Source organism: Umezawaea sp., assembly GCF_057122925.1.
Window position 1 is genome coordinate 15,533 of the sequence record NZ_DBNGPQ010000110.1, and the last position, 14,491, is coordinate 30,023.

The window sequence follows — 14,491 nt, forward strand, 5'->3', positions numbered from 1 at the left end:
TCGTGGACGGTCACGCCCGCGTCAGCGCGGCGGTGAGGGGGTCGACGTACCCGAGCGCGGTCGCCTCGACGTCGTGGATCTGGACGACCACGCGGCCGTCGGCCGTGGTGGCGACGAACCGGTTGCCGGGAGCCTGGCGGCCCACGGTCGACTCGGCTGGGGTGGCGTACAGCTCCAGGTCGCCGTGCCGCGTGACGAGGGCGTGGTCGTCGCCGCGCTGGTAGAGGTCGATGCGGCGGATCGACACGGGAACGGCCACCGGCAGCCCTTCGTCCACCGGCGCCAGCACCTCGGTGCGGACCATCGCGTCGAGCAGCACGGCGGGCACGCCGTACCCGGACGGGCGGACCTCGGCGGGCGCGAACCTCGCGCGCTTGCCCTGCGGGTGCCAGCGGGTGTCGGTGGTCGCCACGAACGGCCCGGTCAGCAGCACCGGCGAGGACTCCAGGTGGTACGGGTCGGGCAGGGCGACCTCGTCGTCCTCCGGCCACGCCTCCCAGTGCGGCGCGCGCGGGAACTCCCGCGCGAAGCGCACGACGACGCTGCTCAGCAGGCGGTCCTCGACCAGCAGGACACCGCCGGGCGACACGACGTCGACGGTGATGCGCACCTGCACGGACGTCACCTCGTCGCCCTGCTCCAGCAGCCGCGCGCTGATCCGCTTCGGTCCGGCGGGGTGCGCCTGCACGAAGTGCTCGAACCGCAGGTCGGTGAAGCCGATGACCTCCTGGCCGGGCACGATCCGCGCGGCGGTCTCGGCGGCGAGCGCGACGACCCAGCTCGCGGGCACCGTGGGCGTGCCGCGGACCAGGTGGTGCTCGACGTCCGGGACGGCCCTCGGGTCGAACTCGCGCACGAACTCCGTGCGGGGGCCCGCGTCCGCGGACTCCAGGTAGCCGGGGTAGAGCCGCCTGCCCAGTTCCAGCTCCGCGTCGCCCATGTGCAGCACGAACGGGTGCCGGTTGGTCGCGTGCAGCTCGCGGACGAAGTGCCGGACGCCCTCGCTGATGGCCATGTGCGTGTACAGGCCGCCGCGCTTGAAGTAGGAGCGGGCCAGCGCGTCCGCGCCGATGCCGACGCCGTCCCACAGCGTCCAGCCGACGGTGAACTCGTCGGTGCCGGACAGGGTGGCCGCGTGGTCGGCCGCGGAGGCGAGGAAGTCGTTGCCGGAGCCGTAGTCCAGCTCGCCGGAGAGGCCGAAGTGGCCGAGCAGCGAGCCGAAGTTGCACCACAGCCTCGGCGGCCGGTCCCGCAGCGCGCTCTTGAGGTTGCGGTAGCCGTCGACCTTGAGGTCGCGGATGGCGCGGAACTCGGCGAAGTCCTTGTCCGGGATCAGCGCCGACCGGTTGCGGCCCGCCGCGTTGATCACCAGGTCGACCCGGTCGTGCGCGGCCAGCACGGTCGCGACCGCGGCCTCCACCGACGCCCGGTCCGTCACGTCGCAGGTGAGGTAGGTGACCCGGTCCGCGCCGCAGTGCTCGACCAGCTCGGCGAGGTTGCGGTGGGCGGCGCGGGCGTCGACCATCCGGTCGAACTCGCGGTTGAGCCCGGCCACGAGCGCACCGCGGCGGCGGGACAGCTCGGCGCGGATGAAGTGGCTGCGCCCGGCGGCGAACTCCTCGTCGGTGCCCTCGAACACCTCGGGGCCGTAGTGGTCGAGCGGGTTGCTGCCCACCAGGTAGAGCCGGGGCCGGAACGTGCGCGCCAGCTCCTTGACGACCTCGGCGGTGATGCCGCGGGCGCCGCCGGTGGCCAGCACGACCGAGTCCTCCGACAGCAGCGCGTCGGCCGGGTGGTCCAGGTCGACGGGCTCCGGCACGAGCACCAGCGTCTTGCGGACCGTGCCGCCCCCGTGGTCCGCGTCGAGCACCACGACCGGGTACAGCCGTTCGGCGGCGCTCTCCCGCTCGGTGCGGCGCACGGCGGTCGCCAGGTCGGAGCCCGCGGTGAACAGCCCGAACGTGTGGCACCTCGGCAGCTCGTGGAAGGTGCACTTGACCAGCGCGGCGAACAGGCCGTGGGCCGGGTGGTCGCGGCCGTCGGGGCGGGCGCCGAGCAGCAGCGAGATGAACGAGCTGTCGCCCGCCGCCAGCACGTCGTAGCGCTCCTGCACCACGAGGAACGCGGCCTCGTGCAGCGCGGTGAGCCGGTCGTCGCCCGCGAGCACGGCGGCCGAGGCCGGGACGGCGCCGAGGTCGGCGACCAGCCGCAGGTGCCTCGCGGACGAGCCGGAGAGCAGGCTGCGGACGGCGAGCGGGGTGCGTTCGGCCAGCTCGTGCCAGCCCGCGCGGGCCTCGCGCAGCGGCCGGGTGGAGATCACGACGGTGTCGGCGGGCACGTCGACCGTCGCGAGCAGGTCGGGGTCGTCGGTCAGCACGACGGTGCCCGGCGGGAAGAACGGGACCTCGGGGCGGACGTCGTGGGCTGGCGCGGGCCGCAGCTCCGGCACGTACCTGCTGACCTCCGGTGCCGGGGCCTCCGGGTCGGTGAACCGGTGCGGCAGCCGGCAGGCGGCCCTCTCCGCCACCACCAGGTCCACGCGCACGCCGTCGCACACCACGCCGACCGGTCCGGCGGGGCCGGTCAGCGCGCGGGCCAGCGCCACCGCGCCCGCCGCGCCGGTGTAGCGGGCGTGCTCGGCGGCGTCGACGGTCCGGCGGGGGTCGGCGGACGCGTCCAGCGTCGCCAGCACCGGCAGGCCGTGCTCGGCCGCGGTCTCCGCGGTGGTCAGCGCGAACAGGAACACGCCCTCGGCGAGGGGGTCGTCCGGGTGGACCAGGTCGCCGAGCAGCGTCCGGTACTCGGGCAGCACGTTGCCGTTGAACCCGCCCACCAGCGCGAAGTCCAGCTCCCCCGCCGCGAGGTAGCGGTGGGCCACGTCGAACGCCGTCAGCGCCGAGGCCAGGCCGGAGTCCAGGGTGATGTTCGGTCCGTTGAGGTCGAAGTAGTTCGCCACCCTGGCCGAGATCACGTTCGGCATCATGCCGGGGAACGAGTCCTCGTTGGACGGTGGGACGAGCCTGCGGACCCGCGCGGACAGGGTCTCCAGGAACTCCGGTGGCAGGTCCAGCTCCGGGTCGGCGGCCAGCGCGGCGGCGATGTCGTCGAGGTAGCAGCGGGTGGCGTAGAGCATCGCCGAACGGGTCGGGCCGAGGTTGCCGACGACCACGCCCGCGCGTTCCGCACCCGCGTCCCACAGGTCGCCGAGCTGCTCGCGCAGGTCCCGCGCGCAGTGCAGGGCCATGAGCTGGCAGCGGTCGACCGTGCGGACGGTGGAGGCGGGCAGCCGGACCTCGGCGAACGGCGGCGACGGGTAGAACTCGCCGAAGCTGTCGTCCGGCGCGCGCCCGCCGTGCAGCCAGCGCACGACCTCGTCCCGCGTGGACAGGCCGGGCAGGTGGCCGGACCAGCCGACCACGACGACGGACCGGTCGGTGTCGGGCCTCGGGCGCGCGGGCGTGCCGGGGACGTGGTCGCGGAGCAGCACGTGGGCGTTGGTGCCGCCGAACCCGAAGCCGGACACGGCGGCCGTCCTGGGGCGGGTCGCGGTGCGCGGCCACGGCAGCGGGCTGGTGGGCACGGCCAGGCCGGTCCCGGCCATCCGGAACTCCTCCGGCGCGGCGGTGAACCGGTGCTGCGGCGGGATGGTCTCGTGGCGCAGCCCCAGCACGGCCTCGACCACCGACACGACGCCCGCGGCCCAGCCGGTGTGGCCGATGAGCGACTTGTTCGACGTCACGGCCGTCGGCCCGGCGGTGCCGAAGTGCTCGCGCAGCGTGCTGAACTCGGCCAGGTCGCCCGCAGGGGTGCCGGTGGCGTGCGCGAGCACCCACCCGACGTCCTCACCGCCCTTCTCGCGGCCCGCGAGCGCGCGGCGCACCGCCAGGTCCTGGCCGTCGGCGTTGGGCGCGTAGACGGCCTTGCCCCTGCCGTCGGACGACGAGCCGATCGCCTCGATGACGGCGAGCACGCGGTCGCCGTCGGCCTTGGCGCGGCTGAGCTTCTTCAGCACCACGACGGCGGCGCCGTCGGCGAAGACCACGCCGTCGGCACCGGCGTCCAGCGAGCGCACGTCGCCGCGCTCGGACAGGCCCTGGAGCTTCGCGAACAGCACCGTGCCGCGCGGGGCGAGGGCGAACGCCCCGCCGCACACGGCGACGTCCTGCCTGCCCATCAGCAGGCCCTTGACGCCGATGTCGATGGCGTACAGCGACGACGAGCAGGCCGTGTCGACCATGGTGGTCTCGGTGTCGGCCGGCAGCAGACCGGTCATGGCGAGCGCGGCGACCCGGTGCGGCAGGAACCGCGACGGCTCCTCGGCGCCGCGCCGGTACCGGGTGCGCAGCGCCCCCTCGACGCCGTCCAGCAGGGAGTCGCGTTCGACGTCGGTGAGCGGCAGTTCGGCGAGCACGTCGGCGGACAGCCCGGTGGCCGCCGCCAGCACGCCCGCCTCCTCCAGGTGCTGGCTGCCGTCGGCGGTGTAGCCGACGAGGAACGAGAAGCGGTCGTCGTGCCGGGTGGCGACGCCGTCGAGCGCCTGCACCAGCGAGTGCCGCAGCCAGCGGGTGGTCAGCTCGTGGTCGGTGTGCCCGGACGGCACGCCCGCGCCCGCCGCGGGGGTGAAGTCGGTGATGAAGACGCCGTTGTCCTGGTAGCCCTTGTCCTCGCGGGTGTGGTCGGGCGAGTGGAAGTTCGCCCGTTCCCACCGGTCGGCCGGTGCGGGCGCGAAGAGCTCCGCGCCGTCGAGCCGCAGCCGCCAGAACTCGTCCGGCCCGTTCGCGCCCGCCACGACCAGCCCCATGCCGACCACGGCGATCGTGTGGTCGTCGTCCTCGTCCTCGGCGTTGGCGTTGGCGGCGGCGGGTTCGGGTTCGGGTGCTGGTTCGGGCAGCGGTTCGGTGAGGCCCTGGACCGGCGGGAGCGGTCGCTCGTCGGGCGGGCTCGCGACGGACGCGGCCCGCCGGGGGGCGAGCGTCGCGGCACCGAGGCTGAGGCCGCCGTCGGCGAGGATGACCTGGCCGGTGATCCACGAGGAGTCGTCGGAGGCGAGGAACGCGACCACGCGCGCGAACTCCTCCGGCGTGCCGAGCCTGCCCGACGGCGTGGACTCGGCGATGACCCGCTGCATCTCCTCGGCGTCGGGGAACTTGTCGGCGACCTCGCTCACGAGCATCGCGGCCGACGCGGCGTTGACCCGGATGCCCAGCGGGGCGAACTCGACCGCGAGGTAGCGCATGGCGGCCTCGGCCGCCGCCTTCGCCGGGGCGCACGCCAGGTAGTTCGCCATCACCAGTTGGGAACCGCCGAGCGCGGACACCGTGACGATCGACCCGCCGCGGCCCTCCATGAGCGGCGCCGCCAGCCGGGCGCACCGCAGGCCGCCCTTGAGGTTCGTGTCCAGCGCGCGGTCCAGCAGCTCGTCGGTCACCTCGTCGACCGGGACGAGCGCGCCGTCCGCGGCGTTGTTGACGAGGATGTCGAGGTGCCCGAAGCGCTCGCGGATCTCGTCGAACAGCCTAGTGGCTTGATCCTTTCGGGCTATCGAAGCGCGGAACAGGTCGACGCGCGCGCCGGTGGCTTCCAGTTCCGCCTTGGTCCGCTTGGCTTCGTCGTGCGAGTGAAAATAGTTGATCAGAACGTGGGCGCCGCGGGATGCGAGTTCCGCCGAGATCGCCTTGCCCACTCCCCGCGCACCGCCCGTCACCAAGGCGAGTTTCCCGGTGAGCTCACGCATAGTGCTCATCCCGTTACTTGGTGGCGGCAACGGGGTAATCGAGGTGGCCTTCCACGATGGCGGCGTGCACGAAGTCGACGACCTTGCCCATCGTGTCGTAGTCGGCGAGTCGAACTCCCCGTGCCTGCTCGGAAATGCCGTAGCGGGTCGCGACGCGGGTCATCAACTCGATTTGCTTCACGGAGTCGACACCGAGTTCCGCCTCCAGGAGGACGTCGTCGGTGAACACCTCTTCGGGGTATTCCAACGCTGTGGCGTAAACCGCCCGGACCTCCAGCAACAGGTCCTCGCGGTCGACCTGCGCGCTGGGCACGGCGGCCAGTTTGACCACCTGGGGCTCCGGCGGCTCGACCGGCAGCGGCACGAGCCGGATCGGCGCGGGCGGCGCGACGGGGGCGCGCCCGGACGTGAACGCCTCCAGCCGGTCGGCCACGAGGTCGACGATCTCGCCGCGGCTCTCGGCCCAGAACGCGGCGAACACGGCGGGGTCGACACCGGGGGCCAGGGTCTCGGCGAGGCGGCGGACCGACTCCCCCTTCAGCAGGCCGCTCGCGCGCAGCGCGGCGACCGTCCCGGTGAGGGCGAGGACGTCGTCCCGCCCACGGGCGAGGGTCGACAGCGAGGTCGTGTCGTTGGGCACGACCGCCGTGACGAGCTTGGTCAGCGCGGTCAGCGCACCGGCCTCCACGAACACCCGGCCGCCGTCGGCGTGCACGCGGCGCAGGCCGTCGGCGAACGCGACCGGCTGGACGAGGTGACCGGCCAGCAGGTCGGCCAGCACGTCCTCGTCGCCGTAGTAGCGGCGCAGGATCGGGGAGTAAACCCGCACGTCCATGCGGTGCCGGGGCAGTCCGCGGATGCGGTCGGCGAACTCGGCGACCGCCGGGCGCAGCACCGGCGAGTGGAACGGGAACGGCGAGTTGAGCCGCACGGAGCCGATGCCGAGGTGGCGGGCGACGACCTGGAGCGTGTCCATCCCGGCCGACGCGCCGCTGACGACGACCTGGCGGTCGTCGTTCTCCGCGGCGACCGCGACGAAGGGGTCGCCGACCAGGTCCACGAGCAGTTGCGCGCGCGTGCGCGGCGTGCTCAGCGCGACGAGGTACCCGTCCGGCGAGACGGCTTCCACGGCCAGCACCCGGTGGGCGACGATCCGCGCCCCGTCCTCCACGGAGTAGGCGCCCGCGGCGACGAGCGCGGCGATCTCGCCGAGGCTGTGGCCCATGAGGACGTCCGGCCGCAGGCCCTGGGCTGCGAGCACGAGGTGCGCCGCGACGTCGCTCGCGTAGATCGCGAATTGAGACACCCAGGGGTCGTCGCGGAGCAGGTCCGCGATGTCGACCGACCGGGCGCCGAACACGACGGGCGAAAGCGGGCGGCCGAACATCTCCTCGGCGACCCGGTCGACCGCGGTGAAGACCTGCGCGACCTCGGGATGTTCCCGGTGAGCCGCGCGGAGCAGCTCACCATCGAAAGCGCCCTGCCCAGGGAAGAGCAGGACCACTTTTCCTTCAGCCATCGACCTCGCCCTTCGGATCGTGCACCACCCGGACCGCCGGGCTCATTGCCTAATGTGCGGTGAAAGCCGAACCAGGGCCGGCGACGAAATCCTAGCAGCGCCACTTGGATTCTCAAGCCCCCTGGTCTCCCCCTAAGGCAAATGCTATATATCAATGAGACCCCTACGCGTCCAGCGGCCCCCCGGACGTGGTGGTATTGCCCCCTTAGTCTTATAACAAGGTTACGAAAAAGAAGATTTATACTCTACGAAAACCGGGCCGTTCCGGGCGGCCGATTGCGACCCGGATCACCCCCGCGGAACAGCGCCGCTGGACTCTTCGGAGCAAGCGCCCGGCGCGACGACCGGCGCACCGGCCCCCACCGGCGGGTTTGCGGCGGGCCGAATGGGAACGTCACGATCCGCGCACGACTCGTCGCGGTGCCGGGCGGCGCGCGGGCCGCCGAACCGGTTCAGGTCGTGGTTCCCCCCGAGTCGCCGGTCCGGTCGGACGGTTCAGCCCCGCCTCGGCGACGTTCGCCGGGGGCTCGCGGATGGATACGACGACTGCCCGTTCCGCGCCCCCGACCGCCCACCCCCTGAAACGCCGTCACCCATCACCGGGGGACGACAGGGGTCGGGGCAGGGGTGGCGGTCCAGGTCACGAATCCGCGCAAAACAATTGACACTCGCGCGAAATGCGCGGGATAGTGATGGTCAACAGCTTCCTGGAGGACCGGATGACGGACATGCAGGGATGGGGTGCGGGTCGCCCCACCGACCATTCACACCTCGGCCGCCGTCCGCTGACGGCCGAGTGCCCACACCTCGGCCGACGCGTCCACAAGGCCCTGACCAGCGAAGGTTCCGCCTGCTGACGGCTTGACCGCCACCACGCGGAGCCGCCGTTCGCCGAGTGCGATCGAGCGGCTCTTTTTGACTGAACACTCGCGGAATCACATTCCGTGAATTCGACGACCTCTTTTTCCGGAGGGTTGGCCGAGCGGCTCAAGGCACCGCCTTGCTAAGGCGGGATCGGTAACAACCGAACGCGGGTTCGAATCCCGCACCCTCCACCGAGCCCCGGTGCCGCGTGTGATGGCACGCGGCACCGGGTCCGGTAGCAGGAGAGGGGTCACCGCCACCACCCACGCTGGTAATCGCGGTTCAGCGCCCCGTAGGCGCGGTCCGACCCCGGACCCCACACCCACGACAGGTGATCACGTGCACACGACCCCGGACATCCGCCCACGCCCCACGACCGGCACCCCCTGCCGCCCGACCGCGGTGGGCGGGTCCGCGCGGGCAGGCCGCCGACCGCCGAGCAGGCACCCCACGCCGCCCGACCGACCACCGCGCCCACCGACACGACCCGACCGCACTCGCCCGAAGGCCGCGCTCGGCGGGCTCGCGCCCGCCGAGCGCGGCCCGGGGCCGCGTCGACCAACGCGGCGCGGGCACGAGCAGGCCGAGGCGCGGTAGGGCCGAGACCGCGGCACGGGCACGAACCGGAACCCGCCAGGTGCACCGTGCGGCCGGGAGCCGCGTTCACCGACGCGGTGCAAGCGCGTGTTCCAGCGCTCGGCGGGTGCTCAGCGCGACCGGGACCGCGTCGAGCGGTGCGGTGCGGTGCGGGGCGATGCGGGGCGGGGCGGGGCGCGGGCCGGAGCCCGCCGAAGGGTGAGGGGCTCGGGCCAGGTGCGGCGGGCGGCGGCGCGAACCAGGTGCAGCAGCCGGGGGCAGGCCGTGCACAGCCCGCCGGGGGCGCAGGCCGGGTGCAGCGGGCGGGGCACGTTCAGCGCTTCCGTCCGCACCCAGCGCGGGCCGGGTCGGGCACGCGCCGCCTGCGGCCGCGCACCCCGACCGGTCGGTCTGCCGAGCGGGTCTTCGGTGTGGGGCGGGGCGGGCCCGGCGTGTCGTGCGGTGGGCGTAAGCCGCAGGTCACGTGATGGTCTAGACCAAGATCGCCGGTAGGCTTGACGCATGGACAACGGCGTGCGGGTGAGGGTGGTCGAGCCCGTCTCCGTCGACCTCGGGCAGCACCTGCTGGTGTACAAGTTCGCGATCGACGAGCTGATGACGAAGCTGCGCATTCTGAGCGAGGAGTTCGACTTCGTCCACCAGCACGACCCCATCGAGCACATCACGAACCGGATCAAGCGACCCGAAGCGATCATCGAGAAGCTCCGCCGCAAGGGTCTGCCGCCCGAGCCCGAGCTGATCGCCGAGCACCTGCACGACGTCGCGGGCGTGCGCGTGGTGTGCCCGTTCGTGTCGGACGTCTACCGCGTCGAGGCGATGCTGCGCCGCCAGCACGACGTGGAGGTCCTGCGGTCGAAGGACTACATCGCGAACCCCAAGCCGAACGGGTACCGCAGTCTTCACCTGATCGTGCGCATCCCGGTGTTCCTGTCCAACCGGGTGGAGCACGTGAAGGTCGAGGTCCAGGTGCGGACCATCGCGATGGACTTCTGGGCGACGCTGGAGCACAAGCTGTTCTACAAGTTCGACGAGCAGGCGCCGTCGGACTTCGTCGACGAGCTGACCAGCACGGCGCTCATCGCCGCCCAGCTCGACGCCCGGATGGAGTCGCTGCACCAGCGCGTGCACGGCGACGGCTGAACCCCGGTCCTGCGCGACCACCTCCACGTCCGCGGGGCGGGCGGCGCGACCCGCTGGCCCGACGAGCGGTGGTCCGGGGCGCGGGTCCGGCCGGGTGACGGCGGACCCGCGGAGGCTCGGGGGTCGCCTCCGCGGGTCCGCCGTCAGCGACGCGACCGGGGGTCGGTCACCGGCCCGGCCAGGAGAGGTACTCCCGCAGGCCGTACACGAGCGGTCCGTGCTCGTGGCGTTCGGAGACCGCGAAGACCTCGCCGAACACGACGACGTGGTCGCCGACGTGCTCGGTGCGGCTCACCCGGCAGTCCGCGGTGGAGTGGGCGTCCTGGTGCAGGTGCGGGCCGCCCGCCGCGGGCGGCATCTCCCACGGGATGAGGTCGAAGCGGTCCGGGGCTCCCGAGGCGAACAGCTCGGCCACGGTCTGCGCGCGGCCGTGCAGGAAGTTCACCGTGAAGGTCGACCGGTCGATGATCGCCTGCAACGTCGGGCTGCCGGTGCGCAGGCACACCAGCAGGGTGGGCGGGGACAGGGTCACGCTGCACACCGACGACACGGTCATGCCGCGCGGGGAGCCGTCGTCACCGGTGGTGGTGACCACGGCGACACCGGTCGGGAACCGCGACATCAGCGACCGGAAGTCGGCGACGGGGAGGTCGGACAGCGACTGGGCAGGTGATTGCGTCATTGCGTGCCACCTAGCGGTTCCAGGACCGGCTGCGGCGCCGTGCGGCGGGCGCGCAGGTCGATGAGCGACAGCAGCGGCCCGGTGAGGCCCGTGGTGACCAGGGCCATGATCACGAGTGCCAGGAACAGGCCCGGCGACAGCAGCCCGGCGCTGTAACCGGCCTGGAGCACCACGATCTCGGTGAGACCCCTGGTGTTCATCATGACGCCGATGGTGATCGAGTCGCGGCGGCTCTCGCCGCCGAGCCGGGCGCCCGCGTAGCTCCCGCCGACCTTGCCCGCGATGGCGAGGACGGTGGCCAGCACGGCCGCGAGCCACGGCAGCGACGCGGTGGGGGTGGCGAACAGGCCCATGCCCGCGACGACGAAGAACACCGGCACGAACAGGCGGCCGAGCGAGGCGACCGGCTCGGTGATCTCCTCCCAGCGGTGCGCGTCCTCGCCGTTGGGCATGGCGAGCCCGACGACGAACGCGCCGAACACGGCGGTGAGGCCCCAGTTCTCCATCTCGATCGCCAGTGCGAGGGCGGTGGCCGCCACGGCCACGGAGACCAGCTTGGGGAATCGGGCCGCCAGGGTGCCGGACAACCTGGTGCGCAGCACGACCCGGCCGAGCAGGACGACGGCGACACCGATCGCGAGCACGACGACCGAGCGGACCACCCCGCCCCAGCCGCCGGAGGCGGTGCCGAGCGCGACGACGAGCAGCAGCCACGCGGTGGAGTCGGTGAACACGGCGGCGGCCATCGACAGCTTGCCGTTGCGGCCCGTCATCAGGCCCCGGTCCTCGAGGATGCGGGCGAGCACCGGGACCGCGGTCACGCTGAGCGCGACGGCGATCATGAGCACTAGTGAGACCACGGGGGCGCCGCCGCGCAGCGACTCGTCGTCCGACCAGAGCACCCAGGCCGCGAACACGAACCCGGAGAGCAGTGCGGGGACGAAGGAGCCGACGGTCACCCAGCCGATGGAGCGGGACCCCAGGCTCCCGCTGCCCCGGCGCAGTTCGTGGGCCACGCCCACGAGGAACAGCACGAGAGCGATCTTGCCGATGTGCTTCAGCACGTCGAGCACGTCCGGCGGAAGCAGTTCCGCCAGGGCGCCGTGGCCCGCGACGGCCGCCACGACGGGGACGATCAACATACCGGCCAGGATCTCGCCGATCACCTCCGGCTGGCGCGCGGCGCGCGCCGCCAGCCTTCCCAGCAGGGCCGCGGCCAGCACGACCGCCAGCACCGCGACGACGTGCAGGCCCAGGAGCACCGTGCTCATCGGACGCCCCCCCGACCGGCGTCACCGCGGCGGGGGGTTGTCCTCACCATCGACAGTGCTCTGCTGCCGGAGAAGTTCTCGATCCGTCGTGTGGTCGTCCTCGGGTGGTCGAACATGTCTCACTCCCCAGTAGTGTGCGGAAAATCGGTGTGGGCCTACCTCGGCGCGTGGCCCACGAGGTTGAAGAAGACGTCGTCGAGAGTGGGGCGGCGCATGGCGAAGTCCGCCACCTCGACGCCCGCGTCCTTGAGCGCCACCGCGGCCGCGGCGATCCCGTCCATGCCGTCGCGCAGCTGGAGCGCGACCACGCCCTTGACGGGGTCGGACGTCGGGTGGTCGACGGCGATCGGCGCGAGCACCCGCACCGCGGTCTCGACCGCGTTCGGCAGCGCCACCACCACCTCCAGCCACTCCTGGCCGACCTTGCGCTTGAGCTCGTCGGGAGTGCCGTCGGCGATGACCTTGCCGGAGTTGATGACCACGACCTGGTCGGCGAGGTAGTCGGCCTCCTCCAGGTACTGCGTGGTCAGCAGGACCGTGACGCCGTCGGACACCAGCCCGCGCACGGTCGTCCACAGCGACTGCCTGCTGGCCGGGTCGAGGCCCGTGGTCGGCTCGTCGAGGAACAGCACGGACGGGTCCGCGACCAGGCAGCTCGCCAGGTCGAGCCTGCGCCGCATACCGCCGGAGTAGGTCTCCGCGGACCGGTCGGCCGCCTCGGTCAGGTCGAACCGCTCCAGCAGCTCGGCGGCGCGGCGGCGGGCGCCCGCGCGGCCGAGGTGCAGCAGCGTGCCCAGCAGCACCAGGTTCTCCCGACCGGTCAGCAGCTCGTCCACGGCGGCGTACTGGCCCGCCAGCCCGATCCGCCTGCGCACCTCGACGGGCTGCTTCACCACGTCGTAGCCCGCCACCATGGCCCGCCCGCCGTCGGGCTCCAGCAGCGTCGCGAGGACGCGCACGGCGGTCGTCTTCCCCGCGCCGTTCGGGCCGAGCAGCCCCAGCACCGAGCCCTGGCGCACGGACAGGTCGATGCCGTCCAGCGCCTGGTGCTGGTCGTACCGCTTCGTCAGGCCTTCGACCTGGATCGCGACGTCCACGTGCACTCCTCGTTCACTCAACCGAACCGGGTCAGCCCGCGCGGGTGGCGGACTGGTCGCGGAGGCTCCTGGGACGCATGTCCGTCCAGTTCTCCTCGATGTAGGACAGGGCCGCTTCTCTGGTTCCCGCACCGAGCGCCACGGTCCAACCGGGGGGCACCACGGCGAACGAGGGCCACACGCAGTGCTGGCCTTCGTCGTTGACCAGGACCAGGAACGACCCGTTCTGGTCGTCAAAGGGGTTCGTCACTTCGGCACTCCCGTTGGCTCGAAACTTCCTCGGTGCCCCTCGGCCAATGCTGTCCGGGGGCGCTGACCGGGCACTGACGGATTCCTGATCCACGGCGGCGCGCGGACCAGAGCACTACGGGACCAACTCGACGGGCAAGGAGCTGTAGCCGTAGACGAAGTTGGAGTACAGGCGCGTCGGTTCGGCGGGCAGCCGGATGTCCGACACGGTGTCGCGCAAACAGCCCAGCACCGCGCCGACGTGCGCCCGGCCGAGGAACGCGCCGAGGCAGAAGTGCGGGCCGAACCCGAACGCCAGGTGCTTGTTCGGCGTGCGGGCCAGGTCGAACCGCTCCGCGCCGGGGAACACGGCCTCGTCGAAGTTCGCGGAGCTGTTCCACAGCGTGACGACGTCGCCCTCGCGGATCGTCGCGCCGCCGATCTCCACGTCGGCGACCGCGCGCCTGCCGAAGTGCATGGCGGGAGTGGTCCAGCGCAGCACCTCCTCGGTGGCGCTCTCGATGCTCACGTCGCCGTCCTTGAGCGCCCGCCACTGCTCGGGGTTCTCGGCGAGCGCCCGGATCGCGCCGATGGAGGACATGCGGCTGGACTCGTCGGCGCCGAGGATGAGGCTGTAGCAGTTGAAGACGATCTCGTCGTCGGGCAGCGGCTTGCCCTCGACCAGGCCGGTGGCCAGCGCGGACACGACGTCGTCGCCGGGGTTGCGGCGGCGCTGCTCGGCGAGGCTCCCGAAGTACATCAGGATCTCGTTGCGCGCCAGCCACTCCTCCATCTCGCCGTCCTCGGAGCTGTGCCGCGCGAGGGTCTTGTTGTTCCACTCCACGAGCTGCTGCCGGTCGGCCTGGGGCACGTCCATCAGGTCGCCGATGGTGTTGATGGGGATGTTGTCGGCGACGTCGGAGGCGAAGTCGAACCGGCCCGTGCCGACGACACCGGCGAACAGGTCGCGGGTGCGCTGCCGGACCAGCTCGGCCACGTGGTCGAGCAGCCGGGGCGAGAACGACTTGAGCATCAGGTTCCGCACGGCCCGGTGGTGCGCGCCGTCGGTGACGGCGAGCATCTTGCCCGCCGCGGAGTCGTGGCCCTGGAGCAGCGTGGACAGCACGTTGCCGCGTTCGGAGGTGAAGTTCTTCGTGTCCTTGTACACCGAGACGACGTCGGCGTAGCGGGTGACGGCCCAGAAGCCGGGCACGCCGTTCTTCGGCTCGTTCCAGTGCATCGGGCTGCGTTCGCGGATCTCCCGCCACAGCCAGACCGGGTCGTGGTCGACGTAGGTCTGCGGGTCGGCCAGGTCGAGTGACGTGGCGTCGACGGTCCGCTCGGGTGCGGTCATCTCTT

At 72.5% G+C, this 14,491-nt stretch carries 8 protein-coding genes and 1 tRNA gene; 2 read left to right on the plus strand and 7 right to left on the minus strand.

Annotated elements, in window-relative coordinates:
• Positions 1 to 10: 10 nt before the first annotated feature.
• A complete protein-coding gene (locus AC156L_RS25495) occupies positions 11 to 5,743 on the minus strand; it encodes an SDR family oxidoreductase (RefSeq protein WP_330883281.1) in 5,733 nt (1,910 codons plus the stop codon).
• A gap of 4 nt (positions 5,744 to 5,747) precedes the next feature.
• Positions 5,748 to 7,253, minus strand: coding sequence for an acyltransferase domain-containing protein (locus AC156L_RS25500; RefSeq protein WP_330883283.1), 1,506 nt, complete (start codon positions 7,251 to 7,253; stop codon positions 5,748 to 5,750).
• Between the two features lie 968 nt (positions 7,254 to 8,221).
• Here AC156L_RS25500 and AC156L_RS25505 point away from each other — a divergent pair.
• Both AC156L_RS25505 and AC156L_RS25510 read left to right on the plus strand, forming a co-directional pair.
• Positions 8,222 to 8,308 (plus strand) — tRNA-Ser (locus AC156L_RS25505).
• A gap of 907 nt (positions 8,309 to 9,215) precedes the next feature.
• The gene (locus AC156L_RS25510) at positions 9,216 to 9,854 is read left to right on the plus strand and encodes a GTP pyrophosphokinase (RefSeq protein WP_330883285.1); all 639 of its coding nucleotides are present in this window, start codon (positions 9,216 to 9,218) and stop codon (positions 9,852 to 9,854) included.
• A 166-nt stretch (positions 9,855 to 10,020) separates the two neighbouring features.
• Here AC156L_RS25510 and AC156L_RS25515 read toward each other — a convergent pair whose 3' ends face one another.
• The 5 genes from AC156L_RS25515 to AC156L_RS25535 form a co-directional block, all read right to left on the minus strand.
• Positions 10,021 to 10,536 (minus strand): flavin reductase family protein, encoded by a 516-nt coding sequence (locus AC156L_RS25515; protein WP_330883287.1) that lies wholly within the window; start codon positions 10,534 to 10,536, stop codon positions 10,021 to 10,023.
• Positions 10,533 to 11,807: a cation:proton antiporter gene (locus AC156L_RS25520; RefSeq protein WP_330883290.1), complete on the minus strand. Its 1,275-nt coding sequence runs from the start codon at positions 11,805 to 11,807 to the stop codon at positions 10,533 to 10,535. The genes AC156L_RS25515 and AC156L_RS25520 overlap by 4 nt, the downstream gene beginning before the upstream one ends.
• 155 nt (positions 11,808 to 11,962) lie before the next feature.
• Entirely contained in the window at positions 11,963 to 12,904 is a 942-nt protein-coding gene (locus AC156L_RS25525) for an ATP-binding cassette domain-containing protein (RefSeq protein ID WP_330883292.1), read from the minus strand.
• A gap of 31 nt (positions 12,905 to 12,935) precedes the next feature.
• Positions 12,936 to 13,154 (minus strand): MbtH family protein, encoded by a 219-nt coding sequence (locus AC156L_RS25530; RefSeq protein WP_330883295.1) that lies wholly within the window; start codon positions 13,152 to 13,154, stop codon positions 12,936 to 12,938.
• Positions 13,155 to 13,268: 114 nt separating this feature from the next.
• A complete protein-coding gene (locus AC156L_RS25535) occupies positions 13,269 to 14,486 on the minus strand; it encodes a cytochrome P450 (protein ID WP_330883297.1) in 1,218 nt (405 codons plus the stop codon).
• Positions 14,487 to 14,491 lie beyond the last annotated feature (5 nt).

Coding starts and splice junctions, on each gene's coding strand:
- AC156L_RS25495 (WP_330883281.1), bottom strand. CDS start 5,743: ATGAGCACTATGCGTGAGCTCACCGGGAAACTCGCCTTGGTGACGGGC.
- AC156L_RS25500 (WP_330883283.1), bottom strand. CDS start 7,253: ATGGCTGAAGGAAAAGTGGTCCTGCTCTTCCCTGGGCAGGGCGCTTTC.
- AC156L_RS25510 (WP_330883285.1), top strand. CDS start 9,216: ATGGACAACGGCGTGCGGGTGAGGGTGGTCGAGCCCGTCTCCGTCGAC.
- AC156L_RS25515 (WP_330883287.1), bottom strand. CDS start 10,536: ATGACGCAATCACCTGCCCAGTCGCTGTCCGACCTCCCCGTCGCCGAC.
- AC156L_RS25520 (WP_330883290.1), bottom strand. CDS start 11,807: ATGAGCACGGTGCTCCTGGGCCTGCACGTCGTCGCGGTGCTGGCGGTC.
- AC156L_RS25535 (WP_330883297.1), bottom strand. CDS start 14,486: ATGACCGCACCCGAGCGGACCGTCGACGCCACGTCACTCGACCTGGCC.